Below are 25,341 nucleotides of genomic sequence, written 5' to 3' on the forward strand. Positions count from 1 at the left end.
CGATCGTCCAATCATTAAAGATTGGTTTAACGATTCTTAAAAGATTATTGAAGATGGTTTTTAAGGGTTTAGACATAACTTCCCTATCCAGAGAAGTTCAGGCGTCCGTGATGAAGGGACGTGTCTTGATATGGCTAACCGAACTGGTGCGCGTGGGTTGTGCGGTCCGCGCTTAAAAGCCTTAACTTCCAAATATACACAACGGGAACATCTAGGGCCTATCAAGCGACTTCTAGATGCCTACGGGTTGTCATCCTGTAACATTGCCCGAATCCTGCCGAATTTTGTTTTAATGCAGTAACGATTATGAAGCTATCTCTGTCGTCATCGACTTATCTGCATGGTCCTGACCGGCAAAAACGGCGATGTCGAGCATCAGCAAAATTTTTCCGGCGATGAATGGATATCCATCAAACCTTATGGCCCCGATCATTGATCGACACGTCAGCCATTCAATCATCGTCCCGAACGGCCCTTGACAAACGAAATGTTTTCCGAATGACACTCTTATTTAGTCTAAAAAATGGCTATAATTGCCATCATAGTTAAATTTTATCGTAAACCGAATATGATGCGCAATCCAATCAAAATTTCACTTTTACGATAGCTTTTATTAATCGAAAACAAAATAACTTCTTGCTCGTCGCGACCCTGTGAGATGCCCGAAATATCATCCTTATGAACGGTTTCAGAAAACAGAAATGCGTCATCATCCGTATTGTTGAAGCGTTCATGTTCGAACATGAACCATTCCGCGTTCGATCGCCCGCTAAAGAATACCCAACTACGGCCGATATTTATCACTCATGACAATATGACGGATGGTCGGACACAAATGTTCAAAAAATTTTTTCATTGTATCGCGTTGCTCCTGTTCGCAATTGCCTATGTCGGAACCGCGTCAGCCGCGACTTCGTGTCTCGACCAACGGATAAAAGATTTTCATTCCGCAAATGGCCCGGAGTATCCACTCACTCACGACGTATACAAAGAATTCCAAAGGGAATGCAACAAGTCTTCTGGGAAATCTGCTGCTAGCCATGAATCCGTAGAGGCGGAATTGGCACAATGGGAAAAGCAATACAAGCGGGATTGCGTTGAGTCAAGAAAGAGAAAACTCCGTGACTCGGGAAACAAGTTGGACGCCCTCCACCAAGTCATGATTGATAAAGGTTGTAGCAACAATCCCGATTATCAAGAAGCCAAAAGCAGCATGAAACGATATCTGAATCACAAGCCGCCCGGTGCGCCCATCGAAAGTCAACTTGATTACAATTCGGTCGATTTAGCTGGCATCGTTAAAACGACTCACTTTTATGGGCGTGTGCAGCACAATCCGATGTTTCAGATTGTCAGCCGTGCTGGATACATCAAAGTTGACGATATCGTCGTCAATCACGGACAATGCGATGTTCGAGGTAATTTCCCGGTCTACCTTTTCTATGGTGAAAAGAAGCAGCTATGGCTGTCCACAGACTGCAATCTTATTGAAGCGAAATTAAAAATGAATGATCAGTGGTTCGATTATAAATTTCGACAGTCCTCATAGCGATTCGTCAAGTTAATTGACATCATAAAGCCCGGAGTATTCCGGGCTTTTTTTGGCGATCGAGTAACTCGTTAGGCCGCCTTTCTCTCGTCATCAAGTAATCCCGCTCTCGCATTTGTCCATGCGTGTTCGATTCCATATGCCTGAACTTTCGCCCGATCATGAACGCGTGCGGCCTCTCGTGGATCGTGATACGTCCCGAGATTGATAAGTTTTTTATCCACGAAAACATAGGCATACCACTTTCTCGACATCTTGTGCCATGAGACACCGATAAACCCAGACGTGTTATTTGAATACTGTCGTCGGCGTCTGCGTGCCAGTGTCCGCGTGACCAATCGCAGATTGTTGATCGAGTCGTCGGTATCGTCGGCGTTGATGTGCTGCACGACCATCCACGGCTCGATATCACCGTGATACATCGCATAGATCACACGACCGCGCGCAACGTGCCTGCCCTCATGGTGTATTGCCATCCGACCGTTACCGACATCGTAGGCGCATTCTTTAAGACGGCCGCTTTTCAGGCGACGATAAATTTTCCCGTCGTCAAAATCCGCTAGAAATTTTTCTTTTAATTTCTTAGAATTTAGCTTTCTTTTGTTTTTCATTTTTGTTATAATCCGTGTTGTTGATAGTGCTGCTCGGTTCAATTTTGGATCGGGCTTTTTTATTGTGCGTTCAACGCGCGTTGTAGTTTTGCAAGACCTTTGCCCGTTACCATCGTTACGATGGATTCGCAGAGTTGATCGCCTTTGCGGAAACTTGAAATTTTGTAGTCTAGATATTTCAATTCGATCTTTTTTTGAAATGGTTGGTTGTACTGGTTGACCCATCCATGATCGCGAAGGAATTTGAACAACCGATTTCGGCCTGTGCCTAGCACCTGTGCGGCCTGTCTGACCGTCAACAGATCGTCACTGGCGATGACACTGCGGGCAATCTCGATCGCAGGTTTTGCACGTTCCAGCGTGTCCGATAGATGACGATTCCTGTCCTCTAGCTCTAGGCGTCTCTGCTCGGAGTCCATCGCCAGCCGTAGGATGTCCATACGGGACAGACTGGAAGCGTCATAGTGTGTATGCGCTGCGAGTTGATCGCGCATCCGATAGAACTCGCCGACTAGACGTTTTTTGAACTCGCGCACGATGTCGTTATTGCGCATGTATGACAGGATCAATGTCGCCTGTGGCTCGTTCAAAACTGCGTATTCTGTCGGTCTACCGGCACCGCTTGAATTCTGGATTTCAAATCTAGAATTGCCGAACTCATTGATATCGCTCGCGTATTCCCGAACTAGCTTAATGATGCTCGAATGGTCTTTCCGTACACCCTCGGCTAGCGCCAGTGACGTTGTGACGGGTTCGCTCTGATTGTTGATAGTGACTAAGTTCATTCTTGTTATTTTCCGTTTTTATTGTTGTGGTGGATGATTACTGGTTTGAGTACAGCCAGTCGTATACGGCCCGCTTGTCGAACAACAAGGGCCGCTTGCAGCCATTCAGCGGCTTCGGGAAGCCCTCGCGATACTGCACATGATTCAATACCGTTTTGCGTTTGACTCGCATGATTTCGGCAACGTCATCGGCGGTTACGATTTCAGGTGGTTGAAAATTGTCTGACATGGTTGTTGATCCCTATGGTTAATGATCGGCCAATTCCGATCTACACCACTATTTAGGGAATAAAATTTCGCAAACGATTGACAGGATCGACAACACGAACTACATTCGCGATTCAGTTCGAATTCAAAACAAACGGAGTGTGATATGGGCGCACGAGACTATGACGATCAACAGCGGATCGAAATTGTTAGAGAGTTAGAAGCCGGCATGACTAACAAGGATGCCGCCGAGAAATACGGTGTGAGCGCTGCAACGCTTTCTAGCTGGCGCACCAAATATGGCACTGGTGCGAGTGCGGCACAGACTGGCATCGATGGCGCGACGAAGATGCAGCACGTCATCGCCTACTCTGGCCTGTCCGATAGCAAGGCGGACACCTACCTGTCCGAACACGACATCACCGCTAGTCAGGTGAACGAATGGCGCACACAGGCTGAAAACGCCCTCGACGGCAAATTCGCGGGTGATTCGGACGATCCGATTCGAGACATTCGAGCGTTGCTGAATCAGGTTCAGAAAGAGCAAACGCAGACTCAGAAATTTATCGACGACATCGCGAATATGGCGAGTCGCAGCCGATAGGCCAATCGAAAGCCGATCGAGACAAAGCCCGCATTGCGCGGGCTTTTTTATGGCTACCTAATAAGTACGATGCACAGTTATTCCGAAAGCTTCCGCCACTTCGGCAAGGTCTCTGTCCCCGGTTGCCAAACCGTAACCGTCCCTATAAGCCGCTTCGGCGATCAACGCATCCTTCAAGTTATTGTGATGCACCTTTTTACTGTTCAGCGCGCGGCGCATATCTTCAGCGACTATGCGTTGATCTTCACTAGCCCAGATGCCTTGACCAAAACCGGCCCCATCAGTATCCCAAGCAAATACCGGCGGGCTGTGATCCGAACCGCTATAATGTAGAACCGATAAAAGAGCAAGTCGGCGCTCATTATCGGGAGTCTTCAAAAGCTCTTGCTGCTGTATATCCGTTACAGCGAAATCCAAATCCGGCGAAATGGAATTCAACGTGATTGATCCGTCAAGTACGTGATTGAATACGTTCGTGTCTAGCAAGTATTTCATTATTACTCCTTTGTCTGCTAGCCGTATTTTAACCTGATTGACACATCGAGTGCGTAGACACAAAAAAGCCCCTTGGTATGGCGACCCAAGGGGCTTACGCGAGAACGGGTCAACTCGCGTTGGTGGCGGCACGGTAGACACCGCCACTACTATCAACAATAACTCAAGCGAACGCCTTTCTTTTCGTTCTTAGTGGCGATCACAGGGGTATTTAGTACGCTAGAAATTGCCAAAACGATAAATATACCAAACATAATAATAACAATAACATTGCGACTTCCACCCTTCGTGGTCGCGATCAAAATTCGAAACAAATGCTTGACTATTCACATATAACACCCGACAACAATTTTCCGAGACGTAGACATAGGGCGAACCGCCATGGCAATTGACGATGGCATGCCCGCACAAGACCGATTTTTTCAGAATCGAATAGTTCAATTGCTCGGCGCAGCGATTTTCTTGATTGGTGTTACTGTTGTCGGAAATGTGATTGATAGTAAATGGATAGGTTTTAACAGCGATGCTCGAATTCGCGAACGCCAGCTAAACAAGATCGCGAATCGTCTGGATCAAATTTCGCGAATCCAACGAGACCAAGCAACGTCAATCGCAGATCGAATGCCAACAGATGTCGCCAGCGAGAAATTCGGACGAGTGAACGACCATTTAAAAACAAATGACGGGCGGATCGGGATACTGCGTGGCGACATCAACGTAAATCGCAATCTAATACAAACGTATATGCTCGACAAAACGTCGGCATATCAATTTGATGCTCTACCGAATCAATATGATGCAGTTTATCCGCTGACCGATCCGGGCAAGCCTTCGCCGAAACCAGCATGTCCAGATGACACCCGATACGTTCTGAACTCTCGCGCGAATTATTGAGTGTAGTATAATTTTTCGCTGAATATTTAATGCTGACAAACGGAATGGCCTTTACAATTCAACTCGGTATCAGCCTTGCGCTTGTTTATATCGCTAGTCGGTCCAAGAGTCGCGGCTTACACGAATATATAACAGCGCTTTTTGGTTACACTACAGCCGTCGCTCTGCTTGTGTTCACAGCAACATCGCCGTTCCAATTTTTGTCCACTGTCTCGACTACCGCTTTCAGCGTATTTTCATTCTGTCTGATTGTGGTTCTGACTCGCGACTTTGAGCGAGTATTAAGCGATACTTCTGACGATTAGCCGCCACCATATCCGTTAGAGATAACGGCGCGCTATCCATTGTTCGGCTTCCTTGACACACCACCCGAGCACGACGCCTAGCGGGACGATGACATCGGCGGGAAGGTGAACGCCGACAAGGTTTAACGACCACACGCCTAGCTCTGCGAGAGCAACACCCACGCTCGGCGCAATGGCCTTCCTACCTGCCTGCTGTAGCTTCATCCTCTGATCCGACTGTGTATATCAGTCGATATTTATTGTCCTGAACAAACCCCTTCACGTTCACCCGTTCGAGTTTTTGCACCTGTGGTGCGGTGTCTGTGGTGTATATGTCATCGATCTGATGCTGTAGATGGATGTTATAGGCCGACTGGCCAATGAATGACCCAGCGAGCGATAGAACGCTGAATGCGATGAATCGTTTGACGTTTACCATGTGTATTCCCGTTTTTTTGTTGCGCATGTTGAACGAGAATTAGCTTTGTCTGGTGATTTGAATCGCACCGCCATGCTATCAAGTGCCCAGAAGCAAATTCCCGTTCCTACATATATTTAGAATTTTTCCTTTTTTAACGACACGTCGTTCCCTAAAACTAAATAATTGCGTCACGTTGACACCGATATTCGATCGTCTAATGTGACGACATAAACAAAAACGGGAATAGAAAAATGAATTGGAAAATTAAGCTAATAATCGGCGGTGTCGTTGCGTTCTTCGCTCTTGCGCTGATAAGTAATATAGTGGTTCCTCAGTCGTATATCGACCAACAAAAAAATGAAGCCAAGGCGAAGGCCGAAAAGATTGCGGCTAAAAAGAAAGCCAAGGCGGATGCAATCGAGAGTAAATGCGAAGGTCTAAAACCTTGGGCTAAAAACGTCGCCACGCTACGCGTTAAGGGCGTGTCTCGATCGTATGTTGATCGGTACATCGATACCAAGATGCATGACATCAACTATCGACGCGCACACACAATCGTACATTGGGTTTATCTCGAACCGCTTCAAATAGTTGCGCAATATCCCGATCGCTTCGCATCCGATTTTATGGACATGGGCAAGCTCGATGTTCATCTAAATGGATGACTAGCCCTGTTTTCCAGCAATAAAAAAGCCCGGCATCGACCGGGCTTTATTTCGTCTTGAATCAGTGAATCAATCTAATTCTGATGCGATATCGGACATCGATTTTCGATAATAACCTTGCAGTATCTTCAAATCGCGATGGCCTGAAATGCGCGCTAATGTGTTGATCGGCAGTTTATGGGCAAGGTCGGTGATCGCTGTTGCTCGCGAATCATGGAATCGAATGTGATTAAGCCCGGCCTCGATTTTCAACCGCATGAACGTCACCGACAGGCTATCGCGATCGACCGGAAACGGCTTTGGGTTTGCACTCAATCCCTCAAGAACCTGTATCGCCAGCTTGCGGAGCGGCACCTCTCGCGACGAATCGTTTTTCGTGTCCCGCAACCGTGCCACCTTTCGATGTACGTCTATGTCGTCCCATTCGAGCCCGATAATCTCGCTCATTCGCATCGCGGATACACAGGCCACCGCCAACGCTGCACACGCATACTGTCGAAGTGTTTTGCAGTTCTGGCCCGGCTCATACCCGGCTAACTGATTCAGCGTTGCCCGATCGGACGGTGTGATAAGCACGTCCCGTGGCTGCGTGTTCTTCGGCTTCTTCACATCCGCAATCGGGTTCGTGTCGAGCCATCCCCATTCACGCCGAGCCACGGTGAAGACGCCCGACAACAGATTCATCTCGCGACGCACGGTCGATGTCTTGACCTTCTCTAGCCGCGTATCCCGCCAGTCGGCGAAGATGAACGGTTGAGCGTCGCATAGCTGCACGTTCGGCAACTCGCGCTTCATCCGCTTCAGGCGCGTTATCTCCCATCGACTCCCCTTGTGTTCGGGCGCGACCTTCTCGATATAGCGATCAATCGCATCGTGTAGCGCGTGATCCTCTAATCTCATATTCCCATCGGCGATTCGCGCTTCTAACTCCCCGGCCCACTTGCGCGCGGCGGTCATATTGCGGAGCGTCTTTCTTCTAGTGACGCCCATTTTTCGGACCTCTGTAAAAATGCCGCTCTTTCTTTTCCTATAGGTTGCCATTTGCCGTTTCTCCGTGACGCATTCTTGAGACGCACTCGATCGGGAAATACCGACCGATAGCGGGAACATCACGGTATTTATGGCGTTTAGCAATGACCCTAAACGACTGTTTTAATGATAATTTGCGTTTTAAGGCACTTAACGGGAAATACTATTAAAGCATCTCCTCGGCACCAGATACAAGATCAAGCCGCTGATTTTTCAGCGGCTTTTCTTTTGCCCCGCGTCTACGGCCCATGTCTCGGGTGCGCCTTGCGCCTCGCGGTCGGCAACAGCCGATACCGATAGCGATGGCCTGCCCGGCAGATCGCGCCGCGCGGATCGCGTGCGCTTGCCCGCAGCTCGAAGCCCTCGCGCCGCAAACCGGCCCCTTGAATCGGGCCGGTTTGCACGCACTTCAGCGCTATCACTCCTGTGGACGCCGTGCCGATGCTCTCCCGGCCGACCGGAACCCTGTCATGAACCACGGCGATCCGGCCCAGGGCGCGCTGGCCTTGCTGTTTGTGAATGTCTTCGCCGAGCAGTTGGGCGTGCCGGTGCCTTCCTACCCGGCGTTGCTCGTGGCCGGATCGCTGGCGTCACCGACGTTCGGCGACGCCGGCTATCTGGCGATGGTCTGGCTAGTCGCCATGATCGCCTGTGAGCTGGCCGACAGCCTCTGGTACGGCGTCGGCCGTCGTTACGGGCACTGGTCAATGGCTCAGGTGTGCCGTGTGTCGCTCGAGCCGGATACCTGCATCCGAAAAAACCGCAATCTCTACCTGCGCGTCGGGCCGAAGCTGCTGATCGTGGCCAAGATCGTGCCCGGGCTGGGGGCCTTGTGCACGCTCATGGCCGGGGCAACGCGCACCCGATATCTGACGTTCCTGTTGTTCGACGGCATCGGCTCCGCGGTCTGGGTGAGCTCCGGGCTCGTGCTCGGCATCATATTCCAGCGCGCGATCCTGGCGACCCTGGCATGGCTCGAAACCTATGTGATCCAGGGGGCTTTCATCATCGCCGCGGCACTGTTTGCCTTCATTGCGTGGAAGGTATGGCGACGGCACCGGTTCCTGCAACAGAGCCGTCTGGTCCCGCGCGTGAATATCGATGAATTGCGGGCGATGCGGGCCGACACGCCGCAGCTGCGGATCGTGGATGTGCGTGAGCCCAGCGTGGTGGCGGACTCCATTCCCGGCGCCATCCCGATCCCGGTGGATGCGCCGGTCGGGCGGGCCATGCCCGGCAACACCGACGCCGACACCCCGATCGTGGTGTTCTGCGCTTGTCCCAACGAAGTATCGGCGGCCCTGGTCGCGCTCAGGCTGCAGGCCGCCGGCTATCACAATACCTACGCCTTGCGGGGCGGATTCGAAGCCTGGCAGGAAAGCGTCGGCACCACCGAGCCCAAGCGCGCCTGCGCCGAGCAGCAGGCCCCCGCGCATTAGCGGCTGTGGCCGGTTCGCGCGGCGCCCCATCACGGCCGTGAATGCCGCCCACAAGGGCGTCGCGCGCGGCCGGACACCGCGGAACAACGCCGCAAACGGTAGGCTGCGGCGGCTTGATCGTTGCGCCCCCCGAGCCGGGCAGCGTTTACAATCATGTTGTTGTCGCTTCACGCGCACCACATCGACGGCATGAATCGGCAACAGGCCCGACGCGGAATATACGCACAGAAATGGATTGGAAATGCCCGGGCGACCCACTGCCTTACGACGATCGGTCCAGTCGACGGCCGAACGCTTGGCCCCCCGATGACGGGGGCGGACAATCTGGAGGCGCTCTGTCGCCCGTTGCTCGATCTGCTGCAACGCATCAGCGGCCTGGATTCGGTCTATCTCACCGAAATCGACTGGGCGCAGCAGCGGCAACGCATCCGCTTCGCCCACAACCACGGTAAAAGCCGGGTCACCGAGGGGTTCAACCTGCCCTGGCGGGATACGCTGTGTCGCCGCGCGTTGACTGAGGGCATCCGCCTGGAAACCGACGTACCATGGCGTTGGCCCGATTCCGCCGCGGCGCGCGAACTCGGCATCAAGACCTATGTCAGCACGCCGGTGCGTCTCGGCGACGATGTACTCGGCACACTCTGCGGCATCAGCGCCGAGTCGCACGAGGTGCCGGCGCAGGTTCTCGATCTGATGGCAATGTTCGCACAGCTGCTGGCCGACCAGATCGGGCGCGAACGCGCCGCCGCTTTGGAATGGAGCCGTGCACGCGCGGCCGAACGTACCGCGACCCTGTTCGCTGCCCTGTCGGACATCGGCCACATCTGTTCCCGCGCCCGCACACTCAAGCCCGCCCTGCACCAGAGCGCGGCCCGGTTGCGGGTGCTCGACCCGGGCGCCGAGATCGACGTCATGCTCCCGACCGATGTCGCGGAGCCGACGGCCCAGGCCATATGCGACTGGGCGCGACGCTGCTGCCACGGCGATCACACCACCGACGGCGCGGGCTGGTGGCGCCGCGGCACCCGGAACTGGGCGGCCTGTGAGGCCGAGACGTTCATCGACCGGGACTGCGACAGTGTCGGGTTGGCCAGCGCGCTGTATGAAGGTGATTTTCAGGGCGGGCTGTTGATCCGCATGCGCGACACCGTCTTCGATGACCACACCATGCGCCAGGCCATGCAGAGCCTCACGCTGCATCTGTCGCTGCTCGCCACGCGCGAGCATCTGGATACCCATCTGCGTCATGCCTACGAGGAACTCGAGCGACAAAGTCTTTGCGACCCCCTGACCGGCCTGCCGAATCGCCGTTGCCTGGAACGCGACTCGGATCGGCTCGATGCCGTGGTACGTCGGCGCGGCGGGCACGCCTGCGTGGTGTTCATCGACCTCGACGGGTTCAAGGCACTCAATGATCGGCACGGGCACGACATGGGCGATCGCTTCCTGATCGATTTCGGACGACGGCTTGCCGAGGCGACGCGTACCGATGAGACCTGTGCCCGTTACGGCGGTGACGAGTTCGTGGTGCTCGCGCATCTCGATGCCGCGGACGACGCCGAGCCCATGCGGCAACGGCTGGCGACGCGGCTGGCGGGGCAGTTTCGCCTCAATGGCATCGATATCGACTATCCCGGCCCCAGCATCGGCATTGCCGTCCAGCGGGATCGCCACGAATCGGTCGGCGATCTCGTGGCCCGGGCCGATCGATCGATGTATCGGGAAAAAAAGTCGCGTCGGGGCAGCGGCGGCCCGACCGCTTCGTGACCGGTACCGCGATCAACGCGACCCGCGTGACCCGTGCTCGCGCATGGTGCCGGCATCGCGCGCAACCGCCGTTGCGGCTTCCGCATGACGGGCAGGCGATTGTGCCCGCCGGGGCGATAAAGCAATCGCCGAGTAGGCCGGCCGGTCGTGGCCCGGCATGCGCCTACCGGGCGCCGCGGGTATCAGCGTGGCCCGAAGCGCTCGACTCGAACCGCGCCTTCTGTTCCGCGTTCGCCTCAAGCTGGTAGCGGTCCTTCCACTCGGCGTACGGCATGCCGTAGACCCGTTCGCGCGCCTGCTCGTAGTCCATGGCCACGCCCCGCCGCTCGGCTTCGGCGCGATACCATTTGGCCAGACAATTGCGGCAGAAGCCGGCCAGATTCATCAGATCGATATTCTGCACGTCGGTTCGCTCGCCCAGATGCGCGAGCAGATCGCGGAACGCCGCGGCCTCGACTTCAATACGGGTCTGTTCGTCCACGAAAACACCTCATTGGTTGGCTGAATGGGCTGAAGACGTGCGCGCAGGCGCAGCCGTGGCACGCAGGCAGCGGCCGACGCTCGTCGCGCCGGACACGGGCGGCTGCCTGGCTCGCGAACGCGAGCATATCTGTGACGAACGGCCCGGCCGGCCTCATTGCGCTGAGCATCGCCGGCTCACTATCGTAATCGATATTTACGTGCACATCGGACAACATAGGCCCGCGTGCCCGCATTCGGCCACAGACGCTGGCGGCGTGTTCCCGGTCGCGCCCGGCCAGATCATCCCGATCAGGGTCGACCGGCACGCCATCTGCGATCAGCTGATTGCGATCGTTCTGTCGCCAGCCGCCGGCTGTCGGTGCGACCGCCTCAACTCGTCTGCGAGCCGCTGCCGGTATAGCGGTCGAAATGCGCCAGGCACTCGTCAAAATGGTCTTCGAACATCTTGCGATACTGCGAGGTGAAGTAGTTCACGGCGTTCTCGCGTTCTGCCTTCATCTGCTCGGCGTCTTCCGACGTCGCCGCAACCTGAAAGGCATTGAAGCGTGCCGTGGCGTACATCGCCGAGGCACTCACCTGGCCGGTGGGCGCTTCGTTGGCCTGCCGGTTCAGCAAGTCGATCACGGCGTCGGCGCGCGCGCGAAACGCCGGCGAAAGGCTCTGTCCACTCATGCGGTCATCCCGTTGAATCGGTTATCGAGCGCGCAGGATATCGAATTCGTCGCTCACGATCCCAGGCCGGGCGGCGCGAGGCCGGCCCGGTCACGATCGCGACGCCGCCCGTACCGCTTCGGCGAGCGCCCGCACCGTCAGCGGCGCACTGCCTTCGGCCTTGTTGTTGATCGTCACATAGGCGGGCTGCCCCGCGCCGATCGTACCGGCGATCACGCGTGCGAGCGCGGCGCGCGTGTCGGTATCCGGGTCGACCAGCGCGTCGAAGGGCGCGTAGTCGTTGCGCGCCTTCTCATAGCCGAATGCGCCGTGCTTGAGATTCAGGTTCCAGCGACACACCAGCGGGCCCGGCCACAACGCCCGCAGGATCGGCAGTTGTGCGGCGATCGGGGGCATCTTCGGATGCAGGCCCAGGCAATACGTCGCCCCCGTATTCTTGAGCACCTCGACGAAGGCCGGCCGCAACCATTCCGGGTTGCGCACCTCCACCGCGACAACCGCACCCGGCGCGTCGTTCGAAGCCGTTCCGGCGAGTCGCAACATGCCGTCGAGCCGGTCGATGAGGCGCTCGATCCCGCCGAGCCAGCGCCCCGGCAGCGGGCTGATCTGGAACACCAGCACGCCCAGCTTGTCGCCGAGCCCGCGGCTTGCGGGCGCAATATACGTACGCCAGGCCACATCGGCATCCAGAAAATCCGGATTGGCTGCCCGGCCCTTGCCGTCGGACGCGCGGATCAATGCATCCGTCACCCGTGCCGGTGCCTTGACCACGAAACGAAACGTATCCGGAACCTGTTCGGCATACGCGGCGTACTGCGCGACGGTCAAGGGACGGTAGAAGCCACGATCGAGGCTCACGGTCCGTAACAACGGATGCTGCGCATAAGCGGCCAGCCCCGCCTGCGACAACTGCTTCGCAGTGTACAGCCGGTCCCACACCTGGCCGGCCCAGCCCGGGAAATGCCAGGACGACGTACCCAATCGCAGCTGTGACGGTAATTCGGCCGCCAGCGCCCGGGTGGCGGCATCCGGCGCGGCGGGCTGCACGCCCGGTTCGATCGCCATGTCGTCGTCGAACAGCGAGCCACTTCGCGGCCCGGCGCTTTGGGATTCGGCCACCATCGGTCAACCATTCGGGCAAGCGGATCAATCAATTCTGTCGCATCCGGCAAACGAGGTGCAGCGCTTTCGCGTGGCTGAGCTCGAAATACACACCCAGCAAGCCTGGGAGCGGGCCCATTGCCGGCATTTTCGAATACGCGGCGAGCACCGCCCTGCTGCAACCGGCGCTTACATGCGATCCGGCGACTTGAGCGACGCTGTACCCAACACCTCCGCCGCCTCGCGCAGTCTTTGCCGGCGTTCTTCCAGCGCCCGCCTGGCTTCCCGCAACTGGCACCCTTGCCATGCCGCGCTCCGCCCCCTGCGATGTCGAGCCATGCTCGTAACCTCCCGCAACACCTACGATTGAATAGGCGCGTTTCGCACCCATGCCGGCCCGGTGCGTGCAGCACACGCCACCTCGACCCGACGCCTTGGATGTTATCGGCCGGAAGAACGCGACCTAAATGGCGGCTGGACGCGCGTCCAGCCATCGCTCGATATGTCCGGCGACTTCCGTCGGCGCCTCCAGCGGGAGCAAATGGCCGACGGCGGACAGTTCATGCACCTCCGGCTCCGGCAGAAACGGCACGAGCCGGTCGGCCAGAATGGCCGCGAGGTCCACAAGGTCGCACTCACCGCCGATAAATATCGTACGCCCCGATGTTCGCCCTCGACGCGCCGTTGGGTGCCGGCCGGCTTGTACCGTTGCTTGATGGCCATTGCATGGGCGATCCGGACCTGCAGATCATCTACATCCATTGCCACCATCAACCGGCGCGAGCGCGCGCACTGATCGATCATGTGGTGGCCTGTCTTCGCGATCCGCCGGACGGTCGCGTTCGCGCCGGCTCACGCCCGGCAACCCCAGCTTGCTCCAGGGCATGCGACTGAATTGCATGCCGGGCAAGACGCGGCGATGCGCCGGATCAGGCAGGACGGCGAACGGCCACAACGCCGCATGGCGCGACAAAACGCCGGTATAGCGCGGTGTATCGACATGATATGAACATGCCGCGAGCCACGTCATGCCGTGCTTGCCCACCATACTGCCGAACCTGGCCGCGCGCGGTAGACTAGCCCCATGAATCGCACCCATTGCGCCGTTTGAGCTTCGATTTCACCGCGCTCCGGGCCATTGGCTGGCCATTCGAAGGCTGGCCGCCATCCGGCGACTGGAAGCCCTTCATCGCCGCGCATCCCGGAAGCCGCCCGGCGCGCGTGATCGAGCAGCATCGCTCCGGCTACATCGTTGCCGAGCACAGCGGTCGCGGGTTCCGTGTCGAATCGCTGCCCGAGTGGCAGCGGCCACGCCTGGCGCCGGACGCACGCCCCGCGGTGGGCGATTGGCTGCTGATCGACGGCGAAGCCGAACACAACGCAAAAGCCGTGGCGCTGCTGCCGCGCCGCAGTACGATCAAGCGCGCGGCGGCCGGTGAGCATTATGGTCAGCAGGTGATTGCCGCCAATATCGATACGGTATTCATCGTCTGCGGCCTGGACGGCGACTTCAACCCGCGCCGTATCGAGCGTTACCTGTTGTTGGTACGCGGCGGCGCACAGCCGGTTGTCGTGCTGACCAAGGCCGATACCCAGGACGGCCTGGACGGGTCGAACGCCACACGGGCACACGCGTTGACCCGCGAACTCGACGCCCAGGGCGTGCCCGTTTACGCCGTCAACGCCAGACAACGCGACAGCGTGGCCGTATTGCAGCGTTGGCTTACGCCGGGACAAACGGCCGTGGTCGTGGGCAGTTCGGGCGCCGGCAAGTCCACGCTGACCAACACGTTGCTCGAACGCGAATACATGAAGACCGGCACGGTCCGGACGCGTGATGCACGGGGTCGCCATACCACGACGCACCGCGCGTTGATCGCCCTGCCTTCGGGCGGCTGCCTCATCGACACGCCGGGGATGCGCGAACTCAAGCCGACCGGCGACGAAGACCTCGCCGAAACCAGCTTCGCCGACCTGAACGCACTCGCCGAGCAGTGCCGGTTCCGAAATTGCCAGCACCAGCAGGAGCCCGGCTGCGCCCTGCGTGCGGCAGTAGTCGACGGCACGATCGACCCGGCCCGCCTGGAAAACTATCTAAAGCTGCACGGCGAGATTACCGGCGCTGCCGATCGGCAATCGCGCCAGGCCAGCACCCAAGCCAACAGCCAAGCCAAGAACCAGGCCAGACCCGCGAAACGCCGACCCAAATCCGTCACCCGCCGACGTTGATCACGGCCCGCGCCTCCGGACGACTGATTGCAAGACAACGCGCGAATGCGTTGCGCGACCACGCGCTTTTCTCGGCTTCAGGACCTGTAGACGGGCCTCGGCCAGGATCCATGCCGCGGCAATCCAGCCGATCGATTCGCGAATTTCACCGATGGCACGTTTTTGAAGCCAGACGCCGGTGCATGCCCCGGCCATTCCATTCATGGCCAGAACGGGTCACCCGAGCCCGCCCGTCCTTGCGGCATGCGCGGCGAAAGCCGCGCTCGTGCCAACCTGCGCGCCATGGCCGCGCACGCCACGAAAACTTCCACGTTTAGCGCGCGGCGCCGGCACAAACACCTGCAAGAAATTCCAGCGGATTGCCATCGCCGGCGCGCAACTGGCCCGGGGAGCCATCCTCCCGGCACTCGGGGCAATCGCCATCGGCGGTTTCCCCGTAATCGCCGGTCCAGGCGCAATCCAGACAGAACAGGACCTCGTCGGTCGCGCGGTCTGCATGTCCGGCCGCAACCGCCTGTCGGGCATAGCGATTCATCAGACCGACAGCGCGGCGCCGCGCCATCACTCCATGACTCGGCCGCAACATCTCGATGGCGCGTGCGAGCGGGCTTTGCGTACTCAACCGTCCGTTACGCTGCAGTAGGGCGAAATCGACACAACAACAGGCCAGTTCACGCCGGATGAGCTCGCTCGCCCGACGTTCACCCTCGGTCTGCCCGCCACATTCACGATCGCTTGGGTGCTCTGTATTTTCGATTGTCACGACGGTCCCTCGAGTTGCACCGCGATAACGGGCCTGTTCCGGCGTATCCACCATTTTCGGTTATCCCGCGTCGCGGCGATATTTCCTGCGGCACCGGCCTCGGTGCCCGCAGGCGCTCAATGGCAGACTAGATCAACAATGTTGGCCAATTATTAGCGCCCATTGCCATTTCACGCGACGCTACGCTGCAACCCGCTTAACAGCGCCGCGACATCGCGGCTTGGGGCCTGGCTGGCGGCGGCCAGCGTATCCCCGCTGGATGCGGCTACAGGCGCCAAGCCAACTCACCGCCAGTCACCGGACATTGGTCGTTTCTAGCGTCAGCGTCTATGTTAACCGTAATTGGTTAAATTTTCGCCTGCTCGCGAATAAGGGCTTGTTCGGAAGCAAACCTGCACGCCAACTGCAACCGATATCAGGCGGCGCGACCGATATATTGAGCCATAAGTCGGAGCCGGGAGAAGAATCATCCAGACTTATGGCGTTTCGAGCCGGCGCTCGATCGCTCGACCCATCGCTGGGATGGCGATGAAGTCCGGTTCACGCGCGCCGAACGGGCGCTGCTCGGGATATTTTTGTCCCGACTGGGGTCGGTGCTCGCGCGCGATACCCTGCTCGATGCGATCTCCGGCCTGGAGTGCGCGGCTGCCGACCGTGGCGTCTATTTCATCGTCCACTGCCTGCGGCAAAAACTCGCCGACTCCGCGCGTGACCCGCTGTATATCGCCACCCGGTATGGCAAAGGCTATGTAGGGATCGGCCCCTCGGCGCCGGCCGAACGCCCTGCCGACGGCGAATTCATCGTTGTCGGTCCGATGCATGGGCTGAAGTTCGCCGAAGACCTGATGGCACCAGCTTTCATATCGATCTGCTGGTACTCAAGAGCCAGGCCGCGATGGCGCTGCACGCGGGCGGCGCCGCAGTGCTCGACGAGCTGTACAGCTTGAAACCGGCCACCCGCGACGAGCTGGAACTGTTCCTCGCACCCACCGCGCGCATCGACTTGAGTCCGCAGATCGAGGCGGCCATGGCGGCGATGACTCGAGACCGCGCCCAGGCTTCACTACACTTCGTGCACTATGTCACCGCGCGTCACTTCCGCGACCCGGCCCACAGCCGGCATGTGATGCGCCGTCCGGTGGCACTCCTGGTCCCACACTTTGGCACCGACATCATCCCGGCGGACGTTCGTAACGACACATCGCTGGCTGGCCCGCCCGGCCCTGGATCAACCTGAGCCCGCTGCAATCGTTTGTATTGACACGGCCGCCGGCAGCCGCAGCAATTCACGGCCGGGCCGCCACGGTGCGCGGCACTCCCCCAATGAGGATGGTAGCCCCGGCTGCCCACACCAAGCCGAAGCCCCGGAGTGCGACCTATCCCACGGTCCGATTGATGGTTCGAAGTTGCAGGCAACCCATATTCGCGACCACGGCCCGACCGACCTTGTTTCGAACCGGTCCCTGATTAGATGCGACACGCAGCGGGCTTGATCGGCAGGCGTACGTGTCGCGGCCCCGGGGCAGACCGACGACCAGCCGATTATTGATCCGGCATGAAAACAGCTGACCTCATCAACTTTTTTCAGCGCCTTCAAAAATAAACGCCGGCGCCTGTCCGTCTTTTATTTTCCAAGGCTTCGCGGCGACCGGCGAAACGGGGCCGTGCATCGATGGCGGTACCGTCCTGGATTCATTTTCTGTCGCGCGCGTACCGTGCGGGCGATATGCCGACATGGCGCGCAAAGGCGACGCTGAAGGTGCTGGCCGAGCTGTAGCCCACGCGCTCGGCAACCTCCGCGATACGGCTATTGTTGCTGGCCAGCATCTGTTGGGCGAGCGCCATGCGCCACGCGAGCAGATACGCCATCGGAGCAAGCCCCACCGTCCGACGAAAGCGCTCGAAAAACGCCGAACGCGACAGCGCGGCCTGACTGGCCAGCTCGGCGACCGTCCAGGCGCGTCTGGGTTCGGCGTGCATGGCGCGTATCGCGCCGGCCAGGCGGGCATCCGCGAGCCCGACCGCCAGACCCGGCGCGGCGGTCGTTTCGGCTGTGCCGCGCAGGGCTTCGATCAGCAGCACTTCGAGTAGCCGCGACAGCACCATGGCGCGCGCCGGCCGATCGGCGCGCGCCTCCTCGCCCACGAGCTTGACCAGCATCGCGAGCCGCCGCTGCCCACGCACGTGCACGCGTTGCGGCAACAATGAAACCAGCAGCGCCGCATCCGGCGATTCAAAATGGCAATGACCGATCAGCATGCGCAGATCCGGCGCGGCATCCGCCGCGCCAAGCCGGAATATCCCTTCGCCTAGCGCCACCGGCCAGTTCGTGCCATCGAGTAGCGGCGGCGGCTGGCTGGACGCGACGATATCGCGCGCCGACGGCGCCAGCAGGAAATCGCCGCCCATGAGATGAATCGGCGCCCCGCTGCCGGGCGAAGCCAGACATTCGCCCTCCAGCACAACGCAATAAAACAGATCCCCCAGATCGCTGCGATGCACGCGCCATGGCCCGGCGCCTACGATCAGCTTGGAAAACCGCATGCTGGGCTGCAGCAGCGATACCACCTCGGCCAGGGGATCGATCAAGACCGGACGCTCGCGAATGAAATTCGGATTCTGGATTGTAGCGAGTGCGGACGGTCGCGCCTATCGTGAGCCGCTCAGCGTTTGACTTGCAGGAGTTCTTATGAAGACGGTTCTGATCACCGGTTGTTCGTCCGGTTTCGGCCTCGAAACCGCACGTTATTTTCTCGACCGCGACTGGCACGTCATCGCCACCATGCGCACGCCGCGCGCCGAGTTGCTGCCGGCATCCCCGCACCTGCAGGTCATCGCGCTCGACGTGACCGATCCGGCCAGCGTAGCCGTGGCCGTCGAGGCCGCCGGTGCGATCGACGTGCTGGTCAACAACGCTGGCGTGGGCGCCGCCGCGCCATTCGAGTTGACCGAGCCGGCCCTCGCGCGCGCGTTGTTCGAAACCAACACCATCGGCACCATGGCGATGTGCCAGGCCGTACTGCCGCAGTTCCGCGCGCGGGGTGCCGGCACTATCGTCAACGTCACCTCGACCGTGACCCTCAAGGCGCTGCCGCTGCTGTCCCTGTATACGGCCAGCAAGGCGGCCGTGAATGCGTTCACGGCCTGCATGGCTATCGAGCTTGCGCCGTTCGGCATCGCAGTCCGGACCGTGTTGCCCGGCCGTTCGCCCGAGACACGCTTCGGCGAGAACGCCCATCGCCAAGGCCTGGACAGCGCCGACTACGCCGACCTGATCCAGCGAGCGGTCGCCGATATAACCGACGCAGCCGGTCCGGTAACCCATGCCACGGACGTGGCCGAGGCGGTATGGCGAGCGGCGACCGACCCCGCCGCCCCCTCGCGTATACCCGCCGGCAGAGATGCCGTCGAATTGGCCCGGGAGACAGGCGTCTCAGCCCCCTAACGAAGACAGCTCGGTTCAGGCTGGGCCCGCGCAGTCGGTCCCGTGCTGCGCGGGGGGTCTCGCCCGCCTCCGGTGCGGCCCCATGCCCGCCGCGACATCCGGTCCTGGTGCACTATCGCGCGCGCAGGCCGCCCTCAGCCATGGTCGGTCGTGCGCATCGGTTGGTCGCGAGCGGACATTACAGCGTTGCCCGCCACGGCATGAATGGGATTCTCGGCAACGCCGGCGCCCGACGCTCAGGCTGTGCGGCCCGGCCCCAGTCTTTTACTGCGCGCACGACCCAGGGCCAGACACCGGGATATTCCCCAGATACCAGAACTCCACGCGACGGCCGAACGAAACGCGGCGCTGCCATCCCAAAATATCTTAAAGATCGCAAAGCCGATGCCGATAATCGGCTATGGCGCGGTTTTTTCAGGTCGATCGTGCCTTGCTCGGTGTCTCGGCGCCGAGCCGCGTTCAGGAGGAGGGTCCGTGCAATCGGCCAGGGCATTTCAATTCATTACAGGTAACCCGCCGTGTTGAATATTAGAAAAAGCATAAAAGCCAAGCTCGGCTTGGGATTCGGTCTGACATTTGTGCTGGTCGCGGTACTTGGCGCGGTGTCGATTTGGTCGGTCCAGAGCTTGAGCACCAGTCTGGACAATATCTACGCGAAAAATTTCCAGGGCGTGAGTGCAATCACCGACGCCACTGACCAGCTCAAGGAACTGGATCAGGACCACAAGGCGCAATTGCGTTCCGTGGCCGCGGGCAGCATCGAACAACTGGCCCACCAGATGACCGCAATCCACGACCGGCTGGATAAGGCGTGGACAGCCTACTACCCGGCGCTGGTCGCCTCGCCCGACCAGGCCCGGATCGCGAAGGCTGCCAATGCGGCGTACCAGACCGCCGACGCGCAGATGAAGAAATTCATGTCGCTGGCCAATAGCAACAACGCCATCGGCGCGTCGGTGCTGTATTCGAGCAAGCTCGGCAAAACACTCGACAGCCTGCAGAAAGACCTGCATCAACTGCGCAGTAGTCAGATGGCCACGGCCTCGCAGGTCTATGATCGCGCCCACCGGTCCGCAATGCAGGCGCGCTATTTCGGTATCGGCGTGACTGCGTTCGTTCTGTTCGCGGTGCTGCTGACCGCGCTTCTGCTGGGCCGCATGATCCTGCGTCCGCTGGGCGCTGCCCGCGGTTTCGTCTCCGCGATCGCGCAGGGCTATCTGGGCACGCGAATGCACAACCCGTACCGGGACGAGTTCGGCGCCATGATCGACGGTATCGAAGCCATGCGGGAACGCCTGCGCGATGTGGTCGAAGACGTGCACACCAGCGCCGACGCGGTGGCCATGGGCACGGGCGAGATCGCGGCCGGCAACGACGAACTGAGCAATCGCACGCAGGAACAGGCGGCCAGCCTCGAACAGACCGCCGCCTCAATGGAACAGATGACCTCGACGGTCAAGCAGAACGCCGATAACGCCGCCCAGGCCGACCAGCTCGCCCGGGACGTAAGCCATCAGGCCGGGGAAGGCCAGGAGGTTGCGGCGAACGCCGTGCAGTCCATGCACGATATCGAAGAATCCAGCCGAAAGATCAGCGAAATTGTCGGGCTGATCGACGAAATCGCCTTCCAGACCAATCTTCTGGCGCTCAACGCGTCAGTCGAGGCCGCCCGGGCCGGCGAACAGGGCCGCGGCTTTGCCGTGGTGGCGTCCGAGGTCCGCACGCTTGCCAGTCGTAGCGCCCAGGCGGCCAAGGACATCAAAACACTGGTTGAAGACAGCACCCAGAAAGTGGCGGGCGGTTCCGAACAGGTCGAACGCTCCGGTCAAGTGCTGGAAGACATCGTGGCCAGCATTCACAAGGTGAGTCGTATCGTTGCCGAGATCGCGACCGCGAGCCAGGAGCAATCCAGCGGGATCGAACAAGTCAACCTCGCGATCTCGCAGATGGACGGCGTCACCCAGCAAAACGCGTCGCTGGTCGAGGAATCGGCGGCGGCCAGCCGCTCGCTGGAAGAACAGGCGCAAGCGCTCAAGACCCGGGTCGCCTTCTTCAAGCTGTACGCGGCCGAAGCGGATGATGACGCGCGCGCGCCGGATGCGGCGGCCCCGGTCCCGGGATCGGCGTCGAATGCCAGAGCAACCACGCGCAATACGTCCGTGCCGTCGCCGGCGGTTGAAAGCCTGCCGGTATAAACGGCCGGCCAGCCGTCATAATTCGGTGGGGACGCTGGGTTTATATCTTGCGGGCGCCCTGTCCTGCCGGCGCCTTGCGAGCATGATCAGCCGTGATCCGCCTGGCATCAGCCGTGGCTACAACCGGGCGCGGCCTGTACAGCCGATATCCATGACGCCGTAGGGCAAGGTCGAAGAACAAAACGCATGATCGATGAGATGCAGGCGCATACCTGGCGCGCCCAGATCAAGAGCCCGCGGGAACGAGCTGGCCACGAATATAGACGATCAGGCGATCGAAGCTCGCCTTTTCGGCTGCACTCAGAAAGCCCTGCCGACGAATCAGGGACTGCGCGTTCCGCCAGACGCTATCGAGCTGCTGATTGAAACCAGCCGCTCGCGCCTTGCCGATGATGCCGCCGTGCCGGGCGGTCGAGATGGCGCTGCGCGTGGCAGCGATCCGGGCCTTGAGCGCATGACGATCGGCTCGGTTGACAGCATATTTTCCGTTGTCGACATGCACCTCCAGCCCGGTGCCGCGCACCAGTCGCACGAGTGCGTCGGCCGGCGTGTACCGGCCTTTCAGCGCCGACGTTTTCAGGCGGCCGTACCGGCCCAGATCGACCCGCACCGGACACCCGCTGGTGTGCGCGAACTGCTGCAATGCGCTATCCAGCCGCTGCGCGGCAAAATCATAGCCGGCCGCATCGGGCAGGCACGCCGCAACGGCCGGCATCGCCGCGCCGGCCACCACAACGCCGACACCGATTAGAAAACGTCGCAAAAATGACATACAACCACCCACCATTAAAAAGAAAAATTGTAGCGCATGCCCATACCGGCACATGGCGCCGGATACCGCCCCGCCCTCTTGCGCATCCCCTTTGCGGATGGGCCGCCCCAACAAGGGTCCGCCCCCGGAGGCCCGTTTTCATACACGCTGCGGCTTGGCTCCGATTCAATTGCCAGCCAAATAGCGCCCTTTTTTAAACATTGCTTGCGATACAATTTGCGTGGGCCGAGACGCTATCAACCGCCCAGGAATCAAACACAGGGATACTGGCCGCCGCTTTTGCGGTTCGCGCCCATATCCGGCACGCATGGTGCACTCGCGAATGCGCTTATCCGCTCTTGTTGACACGAGCCTCATCAGCCTGCAAGTGCGGAGTCGCCCGTGGGTCTTTTTTCTGCTGCCGGCGATCCTGATCTGGATCAGCGCCGACCTGAGCCGCTTTCTGAGCGTGCCGAGTTCGGCCAATACATCGGCGGTCTGGCCGCCGCTGGGTATCGCGCTGGCCGCTGCCTGGGTCTTTGGCCGGCGTTGGTTGATGGCCTATCCGCTGGTGGTCGGGGCCTGGTTTGCCACGCACGGTTACGCGCCATCGATCTGTCTGTTGTTCATGGCCGAACAGGGCTTCGAATTGTTTGCCATGACCGAGCTGCATCGGCGCTATGTCGGCGAGCGCGACTTTCTATCCTCTCTTGCCGGCGCCCTGCGTTTCTACGGATACGTCGCGGTGCTGGCGCTGCTGCCGGCGGCCGCCGCGCTGGCTTTTGCCTATCATCAGCTCGGCTATTTCGGCGAACAACCCTATGTCGGCGTATGGCTGTTTCAGTGGTTGCCCGAGGCGATCGGCGTGATTCTGTTTGCGCCACCGATGCAGCGTTTTTTCGATTGGTGCCAAACGCCGGAGCGGCCGAAGATCGACCCTTGGGCGGCACTGTTCGCACTGCTATTCGGTCTGGTGCTGCTGGCCAGCCTGGCGTTCGCGGCGCACAACCGCTACAACTACGCCCGCGGCCTGGATTACCTGTTCTTCCCGCTCCTGATTGCGATGGCGCTCACCGGCTATGTCCGTAGCGCGCTGCTGGCCCTGCCGATCGCGGTGATCTGCACCCTGCTGGGGGTATACCTCGGCACCTGGACAACCAGCCACCAGGCATGGAACGCGCTTGGCGAAGGGCTTTCATTCGCGGGCGTGCTGGCCATCATGACCCAGCTTGTCATGGCGACGACCATCGAACGTACCGGGCTCATTGCGTCGCTGCGCGACGCCAATCACCATGACGCGCTCACCGGTGAACTCAATCGCGCCGGCCTGGTGGATTATGTCCGCCGCACCGATATCGCCGACACTCACCATTACATGTGCCTGACCCTGTGCCTGCGGGATTTTGTTTATTCCCGCGAGTTGTTGCCGGTGGCATTGGTCGATGCCTGCGAGCGTTGGACACTGGCAATGCTGCGCGATGCCCTGATCCCGGTTGCCGAGTGGGCTGCTCTGGCGCGCCTGGACCAGGGAATCTATACCGCCGTCGTCGCCTATACGGATATTCACGCTGTGGACTCGCAGGTGCGCCGGGTTGCGGCCGCGATCAAGGGCAGAATCTTCCGCTCCGAAGACTGGGAATATCAGGTCGACGTCACGATCGGGGGGCTGCCCTTTGCCAACAGCGACGCCATCGAGGATGTGATCACGGCCAGCCGCTACACGGCCACGGACATGACGCGCCGGTCGGTGCAAACGGTTCATTTCGACGCCCACTACCAGGCGCAGCTGGCCGACCAGCGGGCCGAACTCAGGCGGCTGGAGCAGCTCAAGCAGGCCCTTGAAAACAATCGATTCCAGTTGTTCGGGCAGCAGATCCGGCCGCTCGGCAACCGGGGCGCGCGCCATAAGATCGAACTCCTGCTACGCATGGTCGGCCCTGGCGGCGACTGGATTTCACCCGGTCAGTTCATGCCGGTGGCCAATCGATTCGACTACATGGTGCCGCTCGATCGCTGGGTCATCCGCCAAGCGTTCACGGACATCGCTGCGCGGGCCGATCAGGCAGCCCGTTACGATCAATTCAGTATCAATCTATCCGGATCGAGCCTCAGTCATTCGGAAACCAGCGCTTATGTCCGGAATGAAATCAAACGTAGCGGCTTGCCCGCTTCGTTGTTCTGTTTCGAAGTCACCGAAACCGAGGCGATCCATGATTGGGACGTGGCGCTGACGATTCTGGAAGAATTGAAGACGGCCGGGTTTGCGATCTCGCTCGACGACTTCGGTACCGGCCTGGCCACCTTCGACTATCTCAACCGGTTCGACTTCGACTACCTGAAAATCGACGGCAGCTTCATCCGCACGCTGGATACCAACGTCCGCAATCGGGAAGTGGTCGAAGCCATGGTGCTCGTCGCACGTCGGCGCTCGATCCGCACGATTGCGGAATTTGTCGAAAACGACGCCATTGCAGCCCAGCTGCGGACACTTGATGTGGATTTCATGCAGGGCTTTGGCCTTCATCGGCCCGAGCCGCTCTCCGGTCTGCTGGCCTGAGCCGGACGCCGGACTCGAATGTCAGTCAGGCGACGAGGTGATCTCCGAGCAAGATCGTCAGCGCTTCGCTGAAGTCGCTGATCAAAATGCCTTTGATATCCAGAGCCGGGGCCGCACACTTCGACCGCGCGTGTGCGGTGCAGCAGTGCCGTGAGCCGACCCGAGGGCCCCGTGTCTGGTCCGTCGTCGAATCTTTATCCATCGCGTATACTTCACAGCCGCCGGGTCGGCGGCCGTTCCGCGCCAGCCGGATACGCCGGCTGTTGCAATCGCGCCGGCCCACCACTGTCGAACATAACTCGAAACCATGGATAAATGGTGGCCGCAGACTCAGTTACTCACACCTTTTGTCGCTGCCGCTCAGATTTGTGCAACGTTCGGGCTAAAGGCGGCCC

26 protein-coding genes are annotated in these 25,341 nt (G+C 59.5%); 12 read left to right on the forward strand and 14 right to left on the reverse strand.

The window, feature by feature from the left end; genetic code table 11:
- Positions 1-552: 552 nt before the first annotated feature.
- Entirely contained in the window at positions 553-744 is a 192-nt protein-coding gene (locus SALB1_RS17235) for a hypothetical protein (protein ID WP_109994966.1), read from the reverse strand.
- Between SALB1_RS17235 and SALB1_RS18880 the strand changes: the two genes are divergently transcribed.
- Positions 743-1,549 (forward strand): hypothetical protein, encoded by an 807-nt coding sequence (locus SALB1_RS18880; protein ID WP_145961366.1) that lies wholly within the window; start codon positions 743-745, stop codon positions 1,547-1,549. The two genes, SALB1_RS17235 and SALB1_RS18880, sit on opposite strands and share 2 nt — an antisense overlap.
- 71 nt (positions 1,550-1,620) lie before the next feature.
- On the opposite strand, the gene SALB1_RS17245 is transcribed toward SALB1_RS18880, so the two are convergent.
- Genes SALB1_RS17245 through SALB1_RS19280 form a run of 3 tightly spaced genes read right to left on the reverse strand, consistent with a single transcriptional unit; the run spans position 1,621 to position 3,174 of the window.
- Positions 1,621-2,160 carry an HNH endonuclease gene (locus tag SALB1_RS17245; protein ID WP_109994968.1) on the reverse strand — a complete coding sequence of 180 codons (540 nt, stop codon included), beginning with the start codon at positions 2,158-2,160 and terminating at the stop codon, positions 1,621-1,623.
- 59 nt (positions 2,161-2,219) lie between these two features.
- Positions 2,220-2,945 (reverse strand): Rha family transcriptional regulator, encoded by a 726-nt coding sequence (locus SALB1_RS17250; protein ID WP_109994969.1) that lies wholly within the window; start codon positions 2,943-2,945, stop codon positions 2,220-2,222.
- Positions 2,946-2,982: 37 nt separating this feature from the next.
- A complete protein-coding gene (locus SALB1_RS19280; RefSeq protein ID WP_109994970.1) occupies positions 2,983-3,174 on the reverse strand; it encodes an AlpA family transcriptional regulator in 192 nt (63 codons plus the stop codon).
- Between the two features lie 144 nt (positions 3,175-3,318).
- Between SALB1_RS19280 and SALB1_RS17260 the strand changes: the two genes are divergently transcribed.
- Positions 3,319-3,756, forward strand: coding sequence for a transposase (locus SALB1_RS17260; protein WP_109994971.1), 438 nt, complete (start codon positions 3,319-3,321; stop codon positions 3,754-3,756).
- Positions 3,757-3,813: 57 nt separating this feature from the next.
- On the opposite strand, the gene SALB1_RS18885 is transcribed toward SALB1_RS17260, so the two are convergent.
- The gene (locus SALB1_RS18885) at positions 3,814-4,251 is read right to left on the reverse strand and encodes a hypothetical protein (protein WP_145961367.1); all 438 of its coding nucleotides are present in this window, start codon (positions 4,249-4,251) and stop codon (positions 3,814-3,816) included.
- 381 nt (positions 4,252-4,632) lie between these two features.
- Between SALB1_RS18885 and SALB1_RS18890 the strand changes: the two genes are divergently transcribed.
- Positions 4,633-5,145: a hypothetical protein gene (locus tag SALB1_RS18890; RefSeq protein WP_145961368.1), complete on the forward strand. Its 513-nt coding sequence runs from the start codon at positions 4,633-4,635 to the stop codon at positions 5,143-5,145.
- A 956-nt stretch (positions 5,146-6,101) separates the two neighbouring features.
- A complete protein-coding gene (locus SALB1_RS17280) occupies positions 6,102-6,515 on the forward strand; it encodes a hypothetical protein (protein WP_109994975.1) in 414 nt (137 codons plus the stop codon).
- A 69-nt stretch (positions 6,516-6,584) separates the two neighbouring features.
- On the opposite strand, the gene SALB1_RS17285 is transcribed toward SALB1_RS17280, so the two are convergent.
- Complete coding sequence (locus SALB1_RS17285) at positions 6,585-7,556, reverse strand: site-specific integrase (RefSeq protein WP_158590805.1); 972 nt, start codon at positions 7,554-7,556, stop codon at positions 6,585-6,587.
- Positions 7,557-8,014: 458 nt separating this feature from the next.
- On the opposite strand from SALB1_RS17285, the gene SALB1_RS17290 reads away from it, so the two are divergent.
- Both SALB1_RS17290 and SALB1_RS17295 read left to right on the forward strand, forming a co-directional pair.
- Positions 8,015-8,983, forward strand: a complete 969-nt coding sequence (locus SALB1_RS17290) for a rhodanese-like domain-containing protein (RefSeq protein WP_109994977.1) — start codon at positions 8,015-8,017, stop codon at positions 8,981-8,983.
- Between the two features lie 306 nt (positions 8,984-9,289).
- Positions 9,290-10,750 (forward strand): sensor domain-containing diguanylate cyclase, encoded by a 1,461-nt coding sequence (locus SALB1_RS17295; protein ID WP_158590806.1) that lies wholly within the window; start codon positions 9,290-9,292, stop codon positions 10,748-10,750.
- A 163-nt stretch (positions 10,751-10,913) separates the two neighbouring features.
- Here SALB1_RS17295 and SALB1_RS17300 read toward each other — a convergent pair whose 3' ends face one another.
- From SALB1_RS17300 to SALB1_RS18895, 5 genes are all read right to left on the reverse strand, one after another.
- Entirely contained in the window at positions 10,914-11,231 is a 318-nt protein-coding gene (locus SALB1_RS17300) for a DUF1244 domain-containing protein (RefSeq protein WP_109994979.1), read from the reverse strand.
- Positions 11,232-11,602: 371 nt separating this feature from the next.
- Positions 11,603-11,905 carry a DUF3144 domain-containing protein gene (locus tag SALB1_RS17305; RefSeq protein WP_109994980.1) on the reverse strand — a complete coding sequence of 101 codons (303 nt, stop codon included), beginning with the start codon at positions 11,903-11,905 and terminating at the stop codon, positions 11,603-11,605.
- A 90-nt stretch (positions 11,906-11,995) separates the two neighbouring features.
- Entirely contained in the window at positions 11,996-13,027 is a 1,032-nt protein-coding gene (locus tag SALB1_RS17310; protein WP_109994981.1) for a DUF72 domain-containing protein, read from the reverse strand.
- A 442-nt stretch (positions 13,028-13,469) separates the two neighbouring features.
- Positions 13,470-13,631, reverse strand: coding sequence for a hypothetical protein (locus SALB1_RS19085; RefSeq protein WP_158590807.1), 162 nt, complete (start codon positions 13,629-13,631; stop codon positions 13,470-13,472).
- Positions 13,632-13,754: 123 nt separating this feature from the next.
- The gene (locus tag SALB1_RS18895; protein ID WP_145961369.1) at positions 13,755-14,054 is read right to left on the reverse strand and encodes a hypothetical protein; all 300 of its coding nucleotides are present in this window, start codon (positions 14,052-14,054) and stop codon (positions 13,755-13,757) included.
- 50 nt (positions 14,055-14,104) lie between these two features.
- Between SALB1_RS18895 and rsgA the strand changes: the two genes are divergently transcribed.
- Positions 14,105-15,235, forward strand: coding sequence for a ribosome small subunit-dependent GTPase A (gene rsgA, locus SALB1_RS17320; RefSeq protein WP_109994983.1), 1,131 nt, complete (start codon positions 14,105-14,107; stop codon positions 15,233-15,235).
- Positions 15,236-15,548: 313 nt separating this feature from the next.
- Here the strand turns inward: rsgA and SALB1_RS18900 are convergent, their stop codons facing one another.
- Positions 15,549-16,052 (reverse strand): hypothetical protein, encoded by a 504-nt coding sequence (locus SALB1_RS18900; RefSeq protein ID WP_145961370.1) that lies wholly within the window; start codon positions 16,050-16,052, stop codon positions 15,549-15,551.
- A 521-nt stretch (positions 16,053-16,573) separates the two neighbouring features.
- Between SALB1_RS18900 and SALB1_RS20025 the strand changes: the two genes are divergently transcribed.
- Positions 16,574-16,945 carry a helix-turn-helix domain-containing protein gene (locus SALB1_RS20025; RefSeq protein ID WP_370453198.1) on the forward strand — a complete coding sequence of 124 codons (372 nt, stop codon included), beginning with the start codon at positions 16,574-16,576 and terminating at the stop codon, positions 16,943-16,945.
- A complete protein-coding gene (locus SALB1_RS17335; protein WP_109994986.1) occupies positions 16,894-17,235 on the forward strand; it encodes a hypothetical protein in 342 nt (113 codons plus the stop codon). The genes SALB1_RS20025 and SALB1_RS17335 overlap by 52 nt, the downstream gene beginning before the upstream one ends.
- A gap of 455 nt (positions 17,236-17,690) precedes the next feature.
- Here the strand turns inward: SALB1_RS17335 and SALB1_RS17340 are convergent, their stop codons facing one another.
- A complete protein-coding gene (locus SALB1_RS17340) occupies positions 17,691-18,587 on the reverse strand; it encodes an AraC family transcriptional regulator (protein WP_109994987.1) in 897 nt (298 codons plus the stop codon).
- A 100-nt stretch (positions 18,588-18,687) separates the two neighbouring features.
- Between SALB1_RS17340 and SALB1_RS17345 the strand changes: the two genes are divergently transcribed.
- Together SALB1_RS17345 and SALB1_RS19750 are read left to right on the forward strand one after the other, a co-directional pair.
- Positions 18,688-19,443, forward strand: a complete 756-nt coding sequence (locus SALB1_RS17345) for an SDR family oxidoreductase (protein WP_109994988.1) — start codon at positions 18,688-18,690, stop codon at positions 19,441-19,443.
- Positions 19,444-19,961: 518 nt separating this feature from the next.
- A complete protein-coding gene (locus SALB1_RS19750; RefSeq protein ID WP_109994989.1) occupies positions 19,962-21,638 on the forward strand; it encodes a methyl-accepting chemotaxis protein in 1,677 nt (558 codons plus the stop codon).
- Between the two features lie 226 nt (positions 21,639-21,864).
- On the opposite strand, the gene SALB1_RS17355 is transcribed toward SALB1_RS19750, so the two are convergent.
- Positions 21,865-22,521 carry an STN domain-containing protein gene (locus tag SALB1_RS17355; RefSeq protein ID WP_145961371.1) on the reverse strand — a complete coding sequence of 219 codons (657 nt, stop codon included), beginning with the start codon at positions 22,519-22,521 and terminating at the stop codon, positions 21,865-21,867.
- Positions 22,522-22,777: 256 nt separating this feature from the next.
- Here SALB1_RS17355 and SALB1_RS17360 point away from each other — a divergent pair, with 256 nt between their 5' ends.
- Positions 22,778-24,946, forward strand: a complete 2,169-nt coding sequence (locus SALB1_RS17360; RefSeq protein ID WP_158590808.1) for an EAL domain-containing protein — start codon at positions 22,778-22,780, stop codon at positions 24,944-24,946.
- Positions 24,947-25,341 lie beyond the last annotated feature (395 nt).

The sequence above is a fragment of the Salinisphaera sp. LB1 genome (genome assembly GCF_003177035.1).
Classification (GTDB): domain Bacteria; phylum Pseudomonadota; class Gammaproteobacteria; order Nevskiales; family Salinisphaeraceae; genus Salinisphaera.